This window comes from Rothia sp. HSID18067 (genome assembly GCF_003989445.1).
Lineage (GTDB): Bacteria > Actinomycetota > Actinomycetes > Actinomycetales > Micrococcaceae > Rothia > Rothia aeria.
Genome location: NZ_RBMF01000001.1, coordinates 657,622 through 674,161, shown reverse-complemented (window position 1 = coordinate 674,161; position 16,540 = coordinate 657,622). Strand labels below are relative to the sequence as shown.

The 16,540-nt window shown below is 56.4% G+C and carries 13 protein-coding genes; 2 read left to right on the top strand and 11 right to left on the bottom strand.

Translation table 11 applies throughout. The annotated features are described in order from the left end of the window. Positions 1 to 8: 8 nt before the first annotated feature. The 3 genes from D8M23_RS12060 to leuS all read right to left on the bottom strand — a co-directional run bounded on the left by D8M23_RS12060 (position 9) and on the right by leuS (position 5,166). The gene (locus D8M23_RS12060; RefSeq protein WP_126853618.1) at positions 9 to 1,382 is read right to left on the bottom strand and encodes a helix-hairpin-helix domain-containing protein; all 1,374 of its coding nucleotides are present in this window, start codon (positions 1,380 to 1,382) and stop codon (positions 9 to 11) included. Between the two features lie 179 nt (positions 1,383 to 1,561). Next, entirely contained in the window at positions 1,562 to 2,509 is a 948-nt protein-coding gene (locus tag D8M23_RS02980) for a DegV family protein (protein ID WP_037234470.1), read from the bottom strand. Between the two features lie 155 nt (positions 2,510 to 2,664). Continuing rightward, positions 2,665 to 5,166: a leucine--tRNA ligase gene (gene leuS / locus D8M23_RS02975; RefSeq protein ID WP_390896157.1), complete on the bottom strand. Its 2,502-nt coding sequence runs from the start codon at positions 5,164 to 5,166 to the stop codon at positions 2,665 to 2,667. Between the two features lie 257 nt (positions 5,167 to 5,423). On the opposite strand from leuS, the gene D8M23_RS02970 reads away from it, so the two are divergent. Then, positions 5,424 to 6,377 (top strand): alpha/beta fold hydrolase, encoded by a 954-nt coding sequence (locus tag D8M23_RS02970; RefSeq protein ID WP_172425674.1) that lies wholly within the window; start codon positions 5,424 to 5,426, stop codon positions 6,375 to 6,377. Positions 6,378 to 6,426: 49 nt separating this feature from the next. Beyond that, positions 6,427 to 7,572, top strand: a complete 1,146-nt coding sequence (locus D8M23_RS02965; protein ID WP_126853615.1) for a glycosyltransferase family 4 protein — start codon at positions 6,427 to 6,429, stop codon at positions 7,570 to 7,572. 22 nt (positions 7,573 to 7,594) lie between these two features. Here D8M23_RS02965 and D8M23_RS02960 read toward each other — a convergent pair whose 3' ends face one another. From D8M23_RS02960 to mihF, 8 genes are all read right to left on the bottom strand, one after another. Further along, positions 7,595 to 8,155: a HEPN domain-containing protein gene (locus D8M23_RS02960; protein WP_126853613.1), complete on the bottom strand. Its 561-nt coding sequence runs from the start codon at positions 8,153 to 8,155 to the stop codon at positions 7,595 to 7,597. After that, positions 8,148 to 9,290 carry a DUF262 domain-containing protein gene (locus D8M23_RS02955; protein ID WP_126853611.1) on the bottom strand — a complete coding sequence of 381 codons (1,143 nt, stop codon included), beginning with the start codon at positions 9,288 to 9,290 and terminating at the stop codon, positions 8,148 to 8,150. Before D8M23_RS02955 ends, D8M23_RS02960 begins: the two co-directional genes overlap by 8 nt. 178 nt (positions 9,291 to 9,468) lie before the next feature. After that, entirely contained in the window at positions 9,469 to 11,862 is a 2,394-nt protein-coding gene (locus D8M23_RS02950) for a primosomal protein N' family DNA-binding protein (protein WP_126853610.1), read from the bottom strand. Next, positions 11,862 to 13,070: a methionine adenosyltransferase gene (gene metK, locus D8M23_RS02945; protein WP_126853608.1), complete on the bottom strand. Its 1,209-nt coding sequence runs from the start codon at positions 13,068 to 13,070 to the stop codon at positions 11,862 to 11,864. Before metK ends, D8M23_RS02950 begins: the two co-directional genes overlap by 1 nt. Before the next feature lie 105 nt (positions 13,071 to 13,175). Then, positions 13,176 to 14,498, bottom strand: a complete 1,323-nt coding sequence (locus tag D8M23_RS02940; protein WP_126853606.1) for a bifunctional phosphopantothenoylcysteine decarboxylase/phosphopantothenate synthase — start codon at positions 14,496 to 14,498, stop codon at positions 13,176 to 13,178. Between the two features lie 17 nt (positions 14,499 to 14,515). Beyond that, entirely contained in the window at positions 14,516 to 14,974 is a 459-nt protein-coding gene (rpoZ, locus tag D8M23_RS02935; protein ID WP_037234483.1) for a DNA-directed RNA polymerase subunit omega, read from the bottom strand. Between the two features lie 185 nt (positions 14,975 to 15,159). Further along, positions 15,160 to 15,729, bottom strand: a complete 570-nt coding sequence (gene gmk / locus D8M23_RS02930) for a guanylate kinase (protein ID WP_006887171.1) — start codon at positions 15,727 to 15,729, stop codon at positions 15,160 to 15,162. After that, positions 15,729 to 16,088, bottom strand: coding sequence for an integration host factor, actinobacterial type (mihF, locus tag D8M23_RS02925; protein WP_006887219.1), 360 nt, complete (start codon positions 16,086 to 16,088; stop codon positions 15,729 to 15,731). The genes gmk and mihF overlap by 1 nt, the downstream gene beginning before the upstream one ends. Positions 16,089 to 16,540: the final 452 nt, after the last annotated feature.

Genomic DNA, 16,540 nt, shown 5'->3' with positions numbered 1-16,540 from the left:
GTGCGCCATTACACCGTCACCAGCGGACGAAGCGAAGTCATCATCGCCGGACCAATACCGGGAACAGCGTCCAGTTCGTCCACGCTCTTGAACCCGCCGTGCTCATCACGCCACGCAATAATCCGGGCAGCCAAAGCCGGGCCAATACGCGGAAGAGTCTGCAGCTGCTCGGCGGTGGCCGTATTCAGGTTCACCTGCCCGCCCGAGGCCGCACTTGCCGAACCCTTAGCCCCAGCGGAGGCACTCGCAGACGCCCCACCAGCAGCCGGTTTGGGCGCGCCCTGACTAGCCCCAGCCGTACCGGAGCCACCGGCACCCCCGTTTGCGGGCGCCTGCGGAATTTCCTCGCCCTCCTTCGGAATATACAGCTGCACCCCGTCGGAGAGGGAACCCGCCAGGTTCACCCGGTTTAAATCTGCCTCACCGGTGGCCCCGCCGGCGGCGGTGAGCGCATCAACAGCCCGCGCATCCGAAGGGAGCGTATGCACCCCCGGAGCCTTCACTGCACCGGCCACATGCACCCGGATCGTACCTTTACTCGGCTCAGGGTTCGGTGCCGCACTCCCCTGCGCCGTATGGGAGGGTTCAGTCGAAGCGGATGCACTGCGCTGCGGGGCGGGCTGGGACTGCTCCACCCCACCGTGCGGAGCCGTCGGCTCAGAGGCCTCTGACGCCCTCGGCGCGGCCCCCATCTGAAAAATAGCCCACACTGTGATCACGCACGCCACCACCCCCAACGCAATAAGAGCTTTGGGACTAACATAGCTGCGGATCGACCGGTTACCCCTTGGGGCGTACTCTTCCCACTCGTCCGGGAAATAGTCACGGCGCGTAATCAGCCCGGAGGGGTCTTGATCCCTATAGGGCTCTTCCGGTTCTTCTTGCGCAGAAACCCGGCGGGGGCGTGAGTACTCCTCCAAATAATCCGGGTACTCATCAAGACTCCTGGCGTAGGTGGTGCGGTAGCCGCCGGGTTCTTCACGAGCTAGCTCGTCACCTTCATCCTCAGGTGGCGTTGTGGCGTGGGGATCGGGGTCGTCGTGCAGCGCCTTGTAGTGCGCTGTTTCAGCCGGTGGGGTGCTGCGCTCGCGGATGCGGTCAAGGTAGTGGGCGGCCGCGTCCCGCTGCTTGTCTTCTGGCTCAGGCTCTGGGGACAGCTCTTGCGGCTCTTCCGTTTCGGGGCCCGCAGCGCGTGGGATGAGCTGTTCCCGGTTGAGGGCGAGGGTTGGATCGTCGTCCTGTTCCGTTGGGGTGCCGTCACCGGGTGCAGCCGCATTGGGGCGGGGTGTTTTCTGCTCACGGTACGCTGTGCCCGGGGCGGTTTCGGGCGGGATGTTCGTCTCACCGTTAGGGTGTGCTGTGGTGTGGTTAGGCTCGTTCATGTGCCCAGGTTACTGCTTTATAAGGTATTAAAATTAGGCAAATAGTAAATATGTGGATAAAAACCTGATTTTAGTTACCAAAAATAGTTATTCACATCTGAAAGCTGCACTTATACACAGCCAAGAACCGCGCACACCCTGAATATGACGGTTTATGACCCTACGAACCGGTAATGGGCTTAGTACACGATTGCCGCTAGAGCACCTGGGCCTGAATGCGCGGCCAACACGGGCGGCAGGGGGCTAAGAGCGGCATCCAAAGCGTATGCACCCAAGGATTCTTGCAGGGTTTTAGCTTCTGCAAGGTTGCCCATATGGTGCAGTGCCACCACGTGACCGGTTGGCCGCACGCCGTGTTTCGCTGCCGCATCCGCAGGCGGTTTTTTCACTGAGCGGTGTTTTGCGCAGGCTTCACGAATAATCTGCGTGAGGCGTTCTTTCGCACGTGTTGCGGTGCGGGGCCGCTCAACATAGGTCAGCTTTCCATCTGCAACCGTGCCAATGGGCTTAATCTGGAACATCTGCCCGACCATCGCTAAGGCGGGCGAGACACGGCCCCCGCGGCGGAGCGCATCAAGAGTGGGAATGTAGAAATAAATATCGGTTGCGGCGCATATGCTGGTGACTATTTCGGCGAGCTCCTCAGGGGTGTCGCAGGTATCGGCCACCTTGTGGGCGTGCAGTGCCGCGTGCCCGTAGGCCCCAGCAATAGTGCGGGAGTCGAGCACGGTCACTCGCGCTTTAGAAAGCTGCGCACCTACCCGAGCGGCTTCAACGGTTCCAGAGAGCTCTCCTGAAAGGTGTATCGACAGAATATGCTCGTACCCTTCGTCAACGAGAGCGTCGTAGGTATCGGCAAAAACACCAGGTGCGGGGCCGGAGGTATTGACCGTGTTCCCCAGAACATGCGCCATGAGGATGGCTTCGTCCATCTCTTCGGGGCCCAGGCCAGTCACATCGCGGGTGTTTGTCTCGGTTCGGGGCCCCCGGATTCCTGCGCGCACGGTTGCTTCTTGGATGGCTACCGGCATGGGTACCACGGCAAAGCCGCCGCGTTTTTGCCGCTCCTTTAGTTCTTCAGGGGTAATGGCGGCGGCTGAGTCTGTCACAATGGCGATGCGTCCCATAGAGCACCCTCCTGAATCTTGAAAATGCGGTGTTTTCTGCGCTGACCGACTTTCTCATCATAGCTAAAAAGACACGGCTAAAAAGAACGGTGCCGCCGGAAGAAAACACTTTTCGGGTTTTCTTCCGGCGGCACCGCATTAACGTTCTGAAAACGCTAGATGACGATATTCACCAGCTTAGGGGCTCGCACAATCACCTTACGGATTTCGGAGCCTTCCACCAGCTTCGCGATGGTCTCATCCTCCAGGGCTTGTTGTTCGAGCTCAGCCTCAGAAATATCCTTGGATACCTCAAGGCGTGCCTTCACTTTACCCTTGATCTGCACGATTGCGGTGACGGTATCATCCACCAGCAGGGATTCATCCACCTGCGGGAAACCTGCGGTCAGTACCGGGTTATCGTGCCCCAGGGCGTGCCACATGTCCTCGGCGGTGTACGGCGCGTAGAGCGACAACAAGATTGCGATGGTCTCGGCGGCTTCGCGCACGGCGGGGTCTGCTCCCCCGGCGCCCGAATCGATAGCTTTACGGGTAGCGTTCACCAGCTCCATAGTCTTGGCGACCACCACGTTGAACTTGCCCGCATCAAGAAGCTGCTTCACGTCGTGTACGGTACGCGCCACCAGCTTGTGCAGGTTCGCATCGCCGGATGCCGCATCCACGCCAGGTTCGGAGGTAACGTCTTGAGCAACACGCCACGCGCGCGCCAAGAACTTCTGCGAACCAGCGGGCGAAACGTCCGCCCAGTCCACATCATCTTCGGGCGGGGATGCAAAGATCATGGTGGTGCGCACCGCATCCACACCGAACTGATCAAGCTGCTCACCCAGGTTTACACCGTTGCCGAGCGATTTCGACATGGCCTTACCGCCGTTGAGAACCTGCCCCTGATTCATGAGGGCTTTGAACGGCTCGCCGTGCTCAATCAGCCCCAGATCGCGAATAACCTTGGTGAAGAAACGTGCGTACAGCAGGTGCAGAATGGCGTGTTCCACACCGCCCACGTACATATCGACTGCGCCCCACTCCCTGATCGCTTGCGGGTCGAAGGGGCCGTCAGCGTAGCGGGGTGAAACATAGCGCAGGAAGTACCAGGAGGAATCCACGAAGGTATCCATCGTGTCGGAATCGCGGCGGGCGCTCTTACCGCACTTCGGGCAGGGAACCACAGCCCAATCGTCGGCGGCAGCAAGGGGCGACTGTCCTTTGGGTGCCAGCTGTTCACCGCGCAGATTATCCGGCAGCAGAACCGGCAGCTGTTCCTCAGGAACCAGTACCTCGCCGCAGTCTTCACAGTGAATCACGGGAATAGGCGTACCCCAGAAACGCTGGCGCGAGAGCAACCAGTCACGCAGGCGGTAAATAACTTTACCTTCGCCGGTTCCAGCGGCCTCAACCAGCTCGGTGGCCTTCGCAATAGCCTCTGCCTTAGGAAGGCCGGTCAGCTCACCAGAATTAATGAGCACCCCATCGCCCGCAGTGGCGATACCCGACTCGGCAGGGTCTTCCGCACCCTCAACATCGAGCACCGTCACGATCGGCAGGTCAAATTTCTTGGCAAAATCAAGGTCACGCTGATCGTGCGCGGGCACCGCCATAATAGCGCCGGTACCGTAATCGGCAAGTACGTAATCGGAGGCCCACACCGGCAGTTTCGCACCGTTTAGCGGGTTGATTGCGTATCGCCCGGTGAACATGCCGGTCTTCTCACGCTCAGATGACTGGCGGTCAATATCGCTGAGGGCCTTAATCTGCTCACGGTAGTCTTCTAGCGCCTGTGCCTGCTCGGGGGCCACAATCTGCTTGGCGAAGGCAGAGTCTGCGGCAACAACAATAAAGGTTGAACCGTAGAGGGTGTCCGGGCGGGTGGTGAAGACCGTGAAGGATTCGGCAGGCTGCGCCTCGGTAGCCTCAATTTCGAAACGAACCTCGGCACCTTCGGAACGTCCGATCCAGTTGCGCTGCATCAGCAGCACACGCTCGGGCCATTTACCCTCAAGCTGCTCCATATCGTCCAGGAGCTGCTGGGCGTAATCGGTGATCTTGAAGTACCACTGATTCAGCGACTTCTTAGTAACCGTGGTGCCGCATCGTTCGCAGGCACCGTTAACCACCTGCTCGTTTGCGAGCACGGTCTGGTCTTTGGGGCACCAGTTCACCATTGAGTCTTTGCGGTACGCCAGGCCTTTCTTATAGAACTGCTCGAAAAGCCACTGGGTCCACTTGTAGTATTCGGGGTCTGAGGTGTGCAGGCGGCGGTCCCAGTCCACGGCGATAGCGTAGCGTTTGAAGGATTCTGCCTGCGTGTCAATATTCTTGTAGGTCCACTCTTTCGGGTGGGTGCCGTTCTTAATGGCAGCGTTTTCTGCGGGCAGGCCGAAGGAGTCCCAGCCGATGGGGTGCAGAACGTCGTAGCCGCATTGTTTGTAGTAGCGGGCGTTCATGTCTCCAATGGCGAATGCCTCTGCGTGGCCCATGTGCAGGTCGCCTGAGGGGTACGGGAACATGTCTAGCACGTAGCGGCGGCCTTTGGGGGCGTTGCCGGTGGGCTTGTACACGCCTGTTTTCTCCCAGTAGGGGCGCCATTTTGCTTCCTGCGCCCGGAAGTCGTACGCGTTTTCGGTGCGTTCGGTCTCTACCTCAGCAGACACTGCGATTCCTTCGTGTGTTGGTTCCGTACTGTGCTGGCGCTCTGCACTCGGCGGGTTCGCGGGGGATCGTCCGGGCTGGCACCAACCTAACCTGTCTATTTTAGCGTGAACCGAGAAACGTTTCTTTATATGTGCCGCTCCGTCTCGGTTTTCAGAAGATGGGCGCGGGCGGTGGCGGGGTTTTCGTGTTATTCAGCACATACACAGCTACATCCCGTAGGATGAAGGGTATTCCTGTTTTCTTTCGGCCGGAAGGTTTTTCTGTGACTACTCCCGCGACTGTGCTTGAAGGTGTGCCTGGCCCCCTGATTCCTGGCACCTGCCATGAGGCTGTTTTGGCGGGGGTCCGCACCCGCTACTGGCAGTACGGGCTGGGTATGAATACGGGTGTTTTTTATTCGAAGGATTTTCCGAAGGTTCTGATGGTGCACGGGTTCCGTGGGGATCATCATGGGCTTGAGATTATTGCGAACCGGTTGTTGGCGCTCATGCCTGGGGCGGATGTTATTAGCCCGGATTTGCCGGGGTTTGGCCGCTCTGATGAGCTGAGCGGGCAGGTGAGTATTGAGAGCTATGTGCAGTGGCTTCACGCTTTGATTGAGCGGGTTGCCTCTGGGCAGAAGGTTCTTCTGGTGGGCCACTCGTTCGGGTCGATTGTGGCTGCCGCCTATGCGGCTGCGCACCCTGAGACGCTGGACAGGCTGTGCCTGATTAACCCTATTAGTGAACCAGCCCTTGAGGGGAAGCATCAGGCTGGCCCCGCGTTGGCGTCGTTCTATTACTGGGTGGGTGCGTCTTTGCCGGAGCGGATGGGCTATGCACTGCTGCGGTCGCAGCTGATTACGCGCGCTACCAGTGAGGTGATGATGCGTTCGAAAGACCCGCTGATGCGCCGGTTCATTAATGGGCAGCATGCGGCGTATTTTGGGTCTTTCGCGTCCCGGAGAGGTGTGCTTGAGGCGTACCGGGTGTCGATTTCGAAAACTGCGGCGCAGTATGCCCCGCAGATTAGGGTGCCGGTGCAGATGCTGGTGGCTGAGGATGATGACCTTGGCACAGTGGAGACGGCGGACGCCATGTTTGAGGCTCTTGAGGGGCGCCCGCAGTCCCCGGGTCAGCGTTTTGATTTGATCCCTGAGGTTGGGCACCTGATTCATTATGAGACTCCCACCCTGGCGGCACGGCTGATCGCCGATTTTGTGCGTGAAGAGTTTTAGCCGCCAACTACACTGCCCCCGTTATTGACTGCCTGAAGGAGGCTCCTCTGTGAAGCTTATGGTTGACGCCCGGTATACGCGCATTGGTTTTCATGATGGTATTAGCCGGTACACTGCCTCACTACTGGGGGCATTGAAGGACCTGATGGATTCCGGTGCCCCTGAGGTTGCTGATCTGCAGCTGGTGATGGTGATTAGTGATGAACGGCAGCTGCAGATGCTGCCTGATCTGCCGCATGTGAAGATTTGTTCGCCGACCGGCCCCCTGGAGCCGACTGCGGCGCTTCAGTTGAATAAGTATAAGCCGGATGTGGTGTTTTCACCCATGCAGACGATCGGGTCTGTGGGGCGTAAGTTCAAGCTGGTGCTGACCCTGCATGACCTGATTTATTACGACCACCCGACCCCTCCGGGATTTTTGCCTGCGCCGGTGCGGGCGGGGTGGCGGCTGTTCCATAAGAGCTACACACCGCAGCGTATGCTGCTGAACCGGGCCGATGCCGTGGTGACGGTTTCGGAGTCTACGGCACGGCTGATTCGTGAGCACCGACTGACGGAGAAGCCGCTGCACGTGGTGCCGAACGCCCCGCAGCCGGGGTCGGTGGTGAGTGAGGACGAGGCTCTGCGCCGTGCAAAGTCACGGGCTGAGGGCGCGAGCAGGCACCTGGTGTATATGGGCTCGTTCATGCCCTATAAGAATGTGGAGACTCTGCTGTACGCCATGCGTGAGCTGCCGGGGTACACGCTGCATTTGCTGTCAAAAATGCCGGATGCGCGCCGCGCCGAGCTTGAAGAGCAGGGGCTGCTCTCTCCCCTGGCGGCAGGCTCGAACGTGGTGGTGCACAACGGGGTCTCTGATGAAGAGTATGCGGAGCTGCTGGAGTCTGCGCACGCACTGGTGACGGCTTCACGAGCTGAGGGGTACGGCCTGCCCGTGGTGGAAGCACAGGCGGCCGGCTGCCCCGCCGTGATTAGCGATATCGATATTTTCCGCGAGATCGCCCCGCACGCCGTTCTCGCTTCCGTCACCGAAGACCCGCAGGCAGATGCACCCGCCTGGGTTGAGGCGATCCGCTCCCTCGAAAACGACACGGTACGTAACCGCGCCATCCTCAAAGGCTTGCAGGATGCCTCGCACTACTCGTGGCGCGACTCGGCGTTGAAGCTGGTTAGGGTTGTGGAACATCTACCATAAGAGAAACTAAATATAATTATATTTAGTTTCTCTTAATTTTACACAATTCTTTCTTAAGTTGCCGCTCAATCTCCTTTCCTACTTTTAGAGCACATTCAGCGAGCCTAATAGCTGTATCAGGCGTACTTTGTTCACTAGTTCCGTGGGCGATTTTATTTCGATATGTAATCATCGACTTTATTTCTGTACTGTTATCATCAATAATATTCTTAAAATTTTCGTCAAGATCATTATTAGATAAGTAACTTACAATTTTCAATATTCTGTCCGAATCCGCTTTTGTTGACTTCCATTTTGTTTCAAGATGAGATATATAATCGCGAATTCCAGGAGATGCTTGATGATATGCAAAAACTCTACTAGCTTCAAGCAAGGTTTTCTCTAAATACCCACATGATCTAATTATAAGAAATTTAGATAAATCACTTCTAATATCATCCATCATTTCCAAGAAAACGTCATTCTCACTCTTGCGGTTTCGCCTTTGCCAATCCAGTGCGGCATCAAGAGAATCCATAACCTTCTTAACCGAGTTGCGGCTGTATTGGACATCTACTGATGGAAAGGTATTATCATTAATCATTTTCATCACTTTTTGAGGCAAAGCATTTCAGTGCATAATCCATTCGCATATCAACCTTTGGTCGATCTGAGGTGGCCCCACGGAAGCAATTTACGTAAAATGATTGCTCGATATTGCTATAATTTTTGTAATCATTTTCGAAATCTACAATGGAATACTGAGGGTCATCTTTTATGCGATTCATAATGCCAACAAACATCGCATCAGACCATGCATTATTAATGGATTTTCCGGTGGGACGTAAAGCATCTCGCCCGATCTTACTTTGTTTTATGATTTTGCAGGCCTTCTTGAAAATTTCTCCTGCTTCTAGCGTATTTTGCAAAACTTCTTCCTTATTCTTTTGATAAAAATCACTAATAAACTTTTTGAGAGGTTTATCGTAACTTTTATAATCAAGGTAAAAAGAAATAATCTTGGAGATAAGTTCATGATCCCTAAGACGTTTGTTGGTATTCTCAGAATATAGAGCCCTCCACTCTTCTAAGTCATTTAACTCCGAAATGTATTCAACTATAGGCCCTGAGAATAAGGCAATACGAATTTCGTGGGCACTTAGTTGGGTCCCTCCTGCATTTATTCTTTCGTATATTTGATATATAGAAGATATATCCCCTAATGGGTACGTTTGAATAGTAGTTGTTTGAATAGTGTAGTCTTCAAATGAACGTTGGTATTCTTCAGGTAGCTCATCAAAGGTTTTTCCCTGGAAAGATGGATTTATATTTCCATATCCAAGACGATGCCCTTCTTTTAGAAAAATTCGGAGCGATTCGAGACGTTGTTGACCATCAAGAACAAGATTTTTATTATTTTTTTGCTTTACTAGAAATATCCCTGGAATTGGAAATTCCATGAGAACTGATTCTATAAAACGGTCGATCTGACTCTTCTTCCAGACAAATCCGCGCTGAAATTTTTCGGAATCAATATCCTCGTTCCTTTTCATATTAAAACGAGGAACTATGATAGAATTATTATTGAGTCGCCTCACGAGTCCATAAACGTCGAAATCATTACTTGTATGTGATATGCTTTTTAAGAAGTCCTCGTCATATTCTAAGTCTTCCTTCTCTTCAGAAGTTAGTGTTTCTATTTCTTCCTCGTAAATATCGTTGTTTGGTTCAAGTATCAACTTTTCCTCCAGGTGACAGTATCTTTTACTAATTTTTTACTGTATGACTACACAAAAACTTAACAGCGAAATTTTAACAAAAAGGTTGGGGGAACATCAAGAAAGACCTCATATATACATGAAATATTTCTATAACTTTTAGAGTAAAGTAAATATTATCTCGGGTAGAACTTACTGGTTACACCACATCCAGCCCATCACAACGAACCTGCACCGCCCCGACACGCTTGAGTGCCGAGAGCGCCGCACGCACGGAACGCAGTTCATGGGTAACCTGCGGCGCCTGCGCATAGGTGAAGAAGAGAATAGCGCGCCAGTCCCCAGGTACTGCATCCTCGGCCCCTGAGGGTGAAGGCTCAGATATATCGCCCTCTCCCCCGCCCTCGACACCGGCAGGTGCGGAATGCTGGTGCGCGAAGAAAACTTCATCCAGCGGCACAGGCCCGGTCACGCGTACACCTTCTGGCAGGTTCAGCTCCGCCAGGAACGCTTGAACATCATCCTCAGCGCCCGTAATAGCCGCCGTGCGTACCGCCGGGGGCAGCCCAATCTGTGACCGCTCATCCAGCTCAAACCGGGCGAACCCGGCTGGGTCCCACCGCACCAGCGCCTGCTCCACCGGCGAGGGTGACGCTGTTGTCACCACAACCCCGCCCTGCGCCGCAGAACGCACCAGCGCCGCAGCATTAAACCAGCGCCGCAACGCGGCCTCTGGGGCACGCAAAGAATCAAAACGCAGCATCGCATCCGCATCCAGCAGCAGCGCCGCAGCATAGCCGCCCTCGGCAACCGGCTCAGCCCCGGGGGTGGCCACTACTAGCGCAGGCTCAGCCCCCACAGAGGCACGCACATGATCCCCCGCCGAAGAAACCACCGGAACGTTCGGGAACGCCCGCCCCAGCTCCTCCGCTGTGCGCAGCGCACCCACAGCACCAGAACGCCACCGTTCACAACCGCACTCCGTGCACCGCCACTGCTGCGCCAGATGCCCGCACCAGGCGCACCCCGGCACCGCCGAACCATGCGAAAGCGCCAGCGGGCCACGGCACACCGTGCACCTGGCAGGCATACGGCACCACTGGCACGAAAACGACGGCACATACCCAGCGCGTGCAACCTGCACCAGCACCGGGCCACGCTGCAACGCCTTACGAGCCTCAATAAACGCCAACTGCGGAATACGCGCCACCGCCGCCAACGGGTCACGCGCCAGCTGGTACTCATCCCCCGTCGAATGCACCCGCGGCGAAAACTCACGCACCACTTGCCGCGGCGCCACCAGGTGAGACGCCCAGCGGGTACGCACCAGCCGCGCCGCCTCGCTACTGACGGCATACCCCGCGAACAGGGCCGCCGCCCCCGCAGCCTGCGCCCGCAGCAGCAGCACATCACGCGCATGGCAGTACGGGGCGCGGCGCTCCACCAGTGAGGAATCCCCATCATCCCAACACACCACCAGCCCCAGGTGAGCCACTGGCGCATACGCAGCCGCACGTGTACCAATCACAATAGGAACCAGCCCCAGCCGTGCCTTCACATAGGCGTGATACCTGCTGTGCGGCCCCTCCCCAGAGCTCAACCGTGCAAACAAACCCGCCGGCGCGCGCGCACTCAGCGCCGCCTCAAGACGGTCAAGGCTTTTCTGATCGGGCACCACCGCAATAGCGCCACGGCCACCCGCCGCGCACGCCACCAGTGCAACCGCCAACAGATCAGCCCAATCATTCTCAGGATGCGCCGGCAGCACACTCAACACCGCGCGTGCTGGCTCCCCATCCGCCAGATCGGCCATAAACTCCGGGCCGTTCTCGTAGTCGTCAAAAGCCGACGTATCACACAGCCCGGGCGGATCCGCAGTAAACGGGGCGAACCCGCCCAGCAGAAACGCACGCACCGCCTCAATCTGGGCAGCATCGGCGTTACCCGTCGTCGCCTCGGGCGGGTCGGGTGCTTCTTCAGCACCATCTGCATAATTATTCGTATCCGGGGCGTTCTCCCCCGCAGGGTCACTATTATCCAAACCGGCCAGCTCAGAGAACCCCGGCAGGTGCCCCTCATAACGTTTATCCAGTGCGGCAATACGCGGCGCCACCGCCAACCGAAGCACATTCGCCACCGTTGAAGCGTACCGGTCAGCCAGCGCCTCAGCCAGCTCAAAAACCTCGGGCGCAACCACCGGAACCCGCGAAAGCACCGCTAGTAGGGGCAACAGGCGCTGTGGATAATCTGTAGATTCGGCACGTTCCACAATAAAGCCGTTCACCCGCTGCCCATTAAAATGCACGCGCACCCGCGCACCCGGCACCGCATCCTCACTCACCTTCTCAGGCACCCGGTAATCAAACACCCTATCAAGATGCGGCAACGTACTATCAACCCGCACCCGCGCCACCGGGAACGGCACGCCACTAGCCGCAAGAGCCTCATGAGGGTCCTGCGGCGGCTTGGGGGCAGAAGCATACAGGGCATCAGCAATGGCAGGAAATCCCTGCAACAGATCAGGCTGCTGCAGGGATTGCTGCTCACGCGCACCAGAAGTGGCGTTTAACCGCTCGTCAGCGGGGTACGGCATTACGAGGCTGACACCGCCGAACGTAGAGCCTCAACACGGTCAAGACGCTCCCACGTGAACTCCGGTTCGGTGCGCCCAAAATGGCCGTGCGCGGCGGTCTTCTTATAGATGGGGCGGCGCAGATCAAGGTCATTAATAATAGCCAGCGGCCGCAAATCAAAGACCTCACGAATAGCTTTCTCAATCTTCGCCGGATCAACCTTCTCAGTACCGAACGTCTCAACGTACAGGCCCACCGGGGATGCCTGGCCAATAGCGTACGCTACCTGAACCTCAGCCCGATCCGCTAGCCCGGCCGCGACCACGTTCTTCGCCACCCAGCGCATGGCGTACGCTGCCGAGCGGTCCACCTTTGACGGGTCCTTCCCCGAGAAGGCACCGCCGCCGTGCCGCGCCGAGCCGCCGTAGGTATCAACAATAATCTTACGGCCGGTCAAGCCTGCGTCCCCCACGGGGCCGCCCTGCACAAAACGGCCCGCCGGGTTAATAATGAACTTCGTGTTCGAGGTATCAAGGTCCAGCCCGGAGAGCACCGGCAAAATCACTTGGTTCTTCACATCAGCCGCCAAATCGGCAAGATCATAGTCAGCTGTGTGCTGTGTAGAGACCACAATCGTATCCACCGAAACCGGGGTGTTATTATCGTCATACCCCAGCGTTACCTGGGTTTTACCGTCGGGTCGCAGATTCACCAGGGTGCCGTTCTTACGCACCTTTGTCAGCTTCTCAGAGAGCCGATGCGCCAGCCACACCGGGGCGGGCATGAACACGTTCGTCTCGTTCGAAGCATACCCAAACATGATGCCCTGATCTCCCGCGCCCTGCCGGTCATAGTCATCAACGGCTACACCGGTACGGGCCTCAAGCGACTCATACACGCCCGCATTAATATCGGGTGACTGCTCGCCAATCGATACCGAGACACCGCAGAACTCACCATCAAAACCACGGGTTGAAGAGTCATAACCAATACCCAAGATTGTTTCACGCACAATCGCTGGAATCTCAACGTAACTAGAAGTGGTTACCTCACCGGCAACATGAACCTGACCGGTTGTCACCATTGTTTCAACGGCAACGTTCGCCACCGGGTCCTGGGCAATAATGCCGTCAAGAATAGCATCTGAAATCTGGTCACAAATCTTATCTGGGTGGCCCTCAGTCACCGACTCACTGGTGAACAGGCGCAAATGGGAATTAGTGCTCATGGTCTTTACTCTACTCTGTTTCTCAGGCACGAGGAGTGCACGGGGCCGTTATGAAGTCTTGTCACAAATATTACGGACTGTGACGCTACAACTGCGCACAGAAGCTCATAAATATGCGGCAAGGGTGGTGAGGATACCCCGTGATACCTCCCCTTTAGACCCCGAAAAAACGGGGGCTTCATCAGTGAGGGAAGAAATCAGCGTCACAGTGTTCTCATCAGTTCCGAACCCCTGACTGATACCCACCGTGTTCACCGCCAAAAAGTCGCAGCCTTTACGGGTAAGCTTCTCACGCCCCAGCTCAAGCGGGGTTTTATCTGGTGAACCGGTCTCGGCGGCAAACCCAACAATCAGGCGCGGCCCGCCCCCCAGCTGCTGGCGGCGCTGAACCACCTCACGCAGAATATCCGGGTTACGCGCCAGGCGAATTACCGGGTTATCGTCGGGGTCAGCAGTTTTCTTAATCTTGTACTCAGCGTAATCCGCCGGGCGAAAATCGGCCACCGCCGCGGACATCACCAACGCATCCGCCCCGGAGATAGACTTCAGCACCGCCCGCTGCAGGTCGGCGGCACTCACCACACGGGTCAGCTCAACACCGTCGGGGGCGGGCACCTCAAGGTTCGCACCAATCAGGTGCACCGAAGCGCCCATATCGCGGGCAGCCTGCGCCAACGCTACGCCCTGTTTACCGGTTGAACGGTTCCCCAAAAAACGTACCGGATCCAGCGCCTCCCGAGTGCCCCCGGCGGTAATAACGATGCGTTTACCCGCCAGAATCCCAGGCTCAGGTTCTATGCTTGGCGCAGATAAACTGTCAGAGTCTTCCGTTGAACCAGCGTGCACCGGGTGCGTTGGCGCGTACCCCGGAGTTTGCGAAGGATGCTCCTTCCCTTTCGGGAACTCTGCAATTACACGCTGTGCCGCCTCAAAGATATCTTCAGGCTCCGGCAGGCGCCCCACACCAGAATCTGGCCCCGTTAAACGGCCCACGGCAGGCTCAATCAGGTGATACCCGTACCCACGCAGAATACGCACATTCTCCCGGGTGGCCGGATGCTCCCACATCTGCGTGTGCATTGCCGGGGCAAGAATCACCGGGGCATGCGTGGTCAGCACCGTAGCAGACAGCAAATCATCAGCCCGCCCAGAAGCTAACCGCGCCAATAAATCGGCGGTCGCCGGGGCAATAACCACCGCGTCCGCAAGCTCGGCCTGGCGCACATGATTCACCTGCGGAATCTGCTCAAGCACGCTCGTATGCACAGGGTTGCCGCTGAGCGCCTCAAGGGTTGGTTTACCCACAAACTCAAGGGCGGTATTGGTGGGCATAGCAATTACTTCGTGCCCGGCTTTACCGAAAAGACGAAGGAGCATCGCCGCCTTATACGCGGCGATGCCCCCTCCAATACCAACGATAATGCGCATGGTATTAAATAAAATCCTTACTCAGCGGAGTCGTCGAGAACAACCTCTTCAATCGCAATGACTTCTTCGGTGCCCGCAGGAATGTACTCTTCCTCAACGGCGGCGCTCATGAAGTCAGCCTCATCAATACCGAGCATAGCTGCCGAGAAGTCCTCGTGTACCAGCTGGCCGTTCTCATCAAAACGACCGTCGGGGATGTGCTCAGCAACAATCTGATCGCTCATAATCTCACGCATGGCAACCGACAGGGCCTTATCATTCGGTTCGGAATCAACCAGCGGACCAACATGCTCACCGGTGTTCTCCTGCAGGTTTGCGTAGTATGCATTAATCTGGCGGGCACGGCGGGCACCGAAAATCACCAGGCCGTACTTAGACTCCGCCTTCTCAATCAGCGCATCGGCGCTGGGGTTCACAATGCCCTCAGGCGCGGTGCCATCGACGAAGTTGTAGTCCTCTTTGGTTTCGTTTGCCACAGAAACTCCAATATATGTTGTGTTCTTCTTCAGTGCCGACACCCGTGTGATGCGGGTTCAGCCAAAACTAAAGAACTATTCTACCCTGTCACAACCCAAAAATCACGTACAGGCTGTACCTGGCGCGGTTAGCTTGAGCACGCCACGGCAACAGGTACACCCACTCTATCAGGGCAGCAGATGGGCTACTGTGCGGGCTCGGCCCCAATGAGCTGGGCAATTTCATGTGCCGCCCGCTCAACCGTATCGTTTACCACGGTCACATCAAACTCGCTCTCGGCGGCAAGCTCAACTTTTGCGGTCTCAAGACGGCGCTGCTGCTCCTGCTCTGACTCGGTGCCACGCCCCGTCAAGCGGGACACCAGCTCCTCCCAGCTTGGCGGCGCTAAGAAAACCAGCTGCGCCTGCGGCATAGACTTACGAATCTGACGTGCACCCTGCAGGTCAATCTCAAGAATCACCGGGCGGCCAGCATCCAACGCCTGCTGCACTTTAGCGCGGGGGGTGCCGTATTTATTTTTACCGTGCACCACCGCGTACTCCAGCATTTGCCCCTCATCAATCATGCGGTCAAACTCATCCATAGAGACGAAGTAGTAGTGCACGCCCTCCTCTTCACCCGGCCGCGGTTCCCGTGTGGTTGCCGATACAGAGAACCACACCTGCGGGTAGTGTTCACGAATGTACTGGCATACGGTGCCTTTACCCACAGCGGTGGGTCCGGCCAAGACGGTAAGAGTAGGCTTAGCGGTCATTAGTTATCCTTTTTGACCCGTCGAGCGCGGTCAAAGTAGCGTGTGTGACGATTAAAATACTCAACCATTTTACGCCGCTGGTGCACGCCTAAACCACCTAGGCGGCGTGTTGGTGCAATCTCTAGTTCAGAAATAATCTTTGTAGCCCGCACGGCCCCAATACCGGGTAGCGCACGAAGCATCTGCCCCACCGGCATTTTAGCCAGGGCAGGGTCAGTGTCGATCATGTCAAGAACCTGACGTACGGTAAGTTCACGATTAGTAAGTGCTTGCTTAATTTCTTGACGGTGTGTACGAGCTAAGAGTGCTTTCTCACGCGCGTCTGCGCGCGCCTGCTCGGTTAACGGAGATAGCGGCACGAAGGGCTCCCATCTGCGGAAGAAGTAATATCTATGCCTATAAGTTAGCACGCCGGAACGACTCATTTTTACCAAAACGTTATTTTAGGGATTACGGTTTATAAAGATTTGGTGTAGTTTTGGCGGAAATACGCGGAAAAATCAGTGCAGAAAAAATATTTATAAATCTTTGAAATAGTTGGTCACAGAAACTCCACGCCAGAAAAACGGCCTGTTTGGGCCTTTCGAGTGTGCCATAGTTCACATACTTTAGTAGGTGGAGGGCCTCACACTGCACAACTACTCACTCCATCCACTAATCACACTAACAAACGCCTGCGAGCGCGGGGCAGCGCCACGCCGCACCAGCGACAGGTTCAGGTACCTCAACCTCCACAAAAACCCGACGAGAGTACCGTTCCGCGATGTTCCAAAGATTAAAACCCTGGTACGGATAGAACCAATCAAGAAGC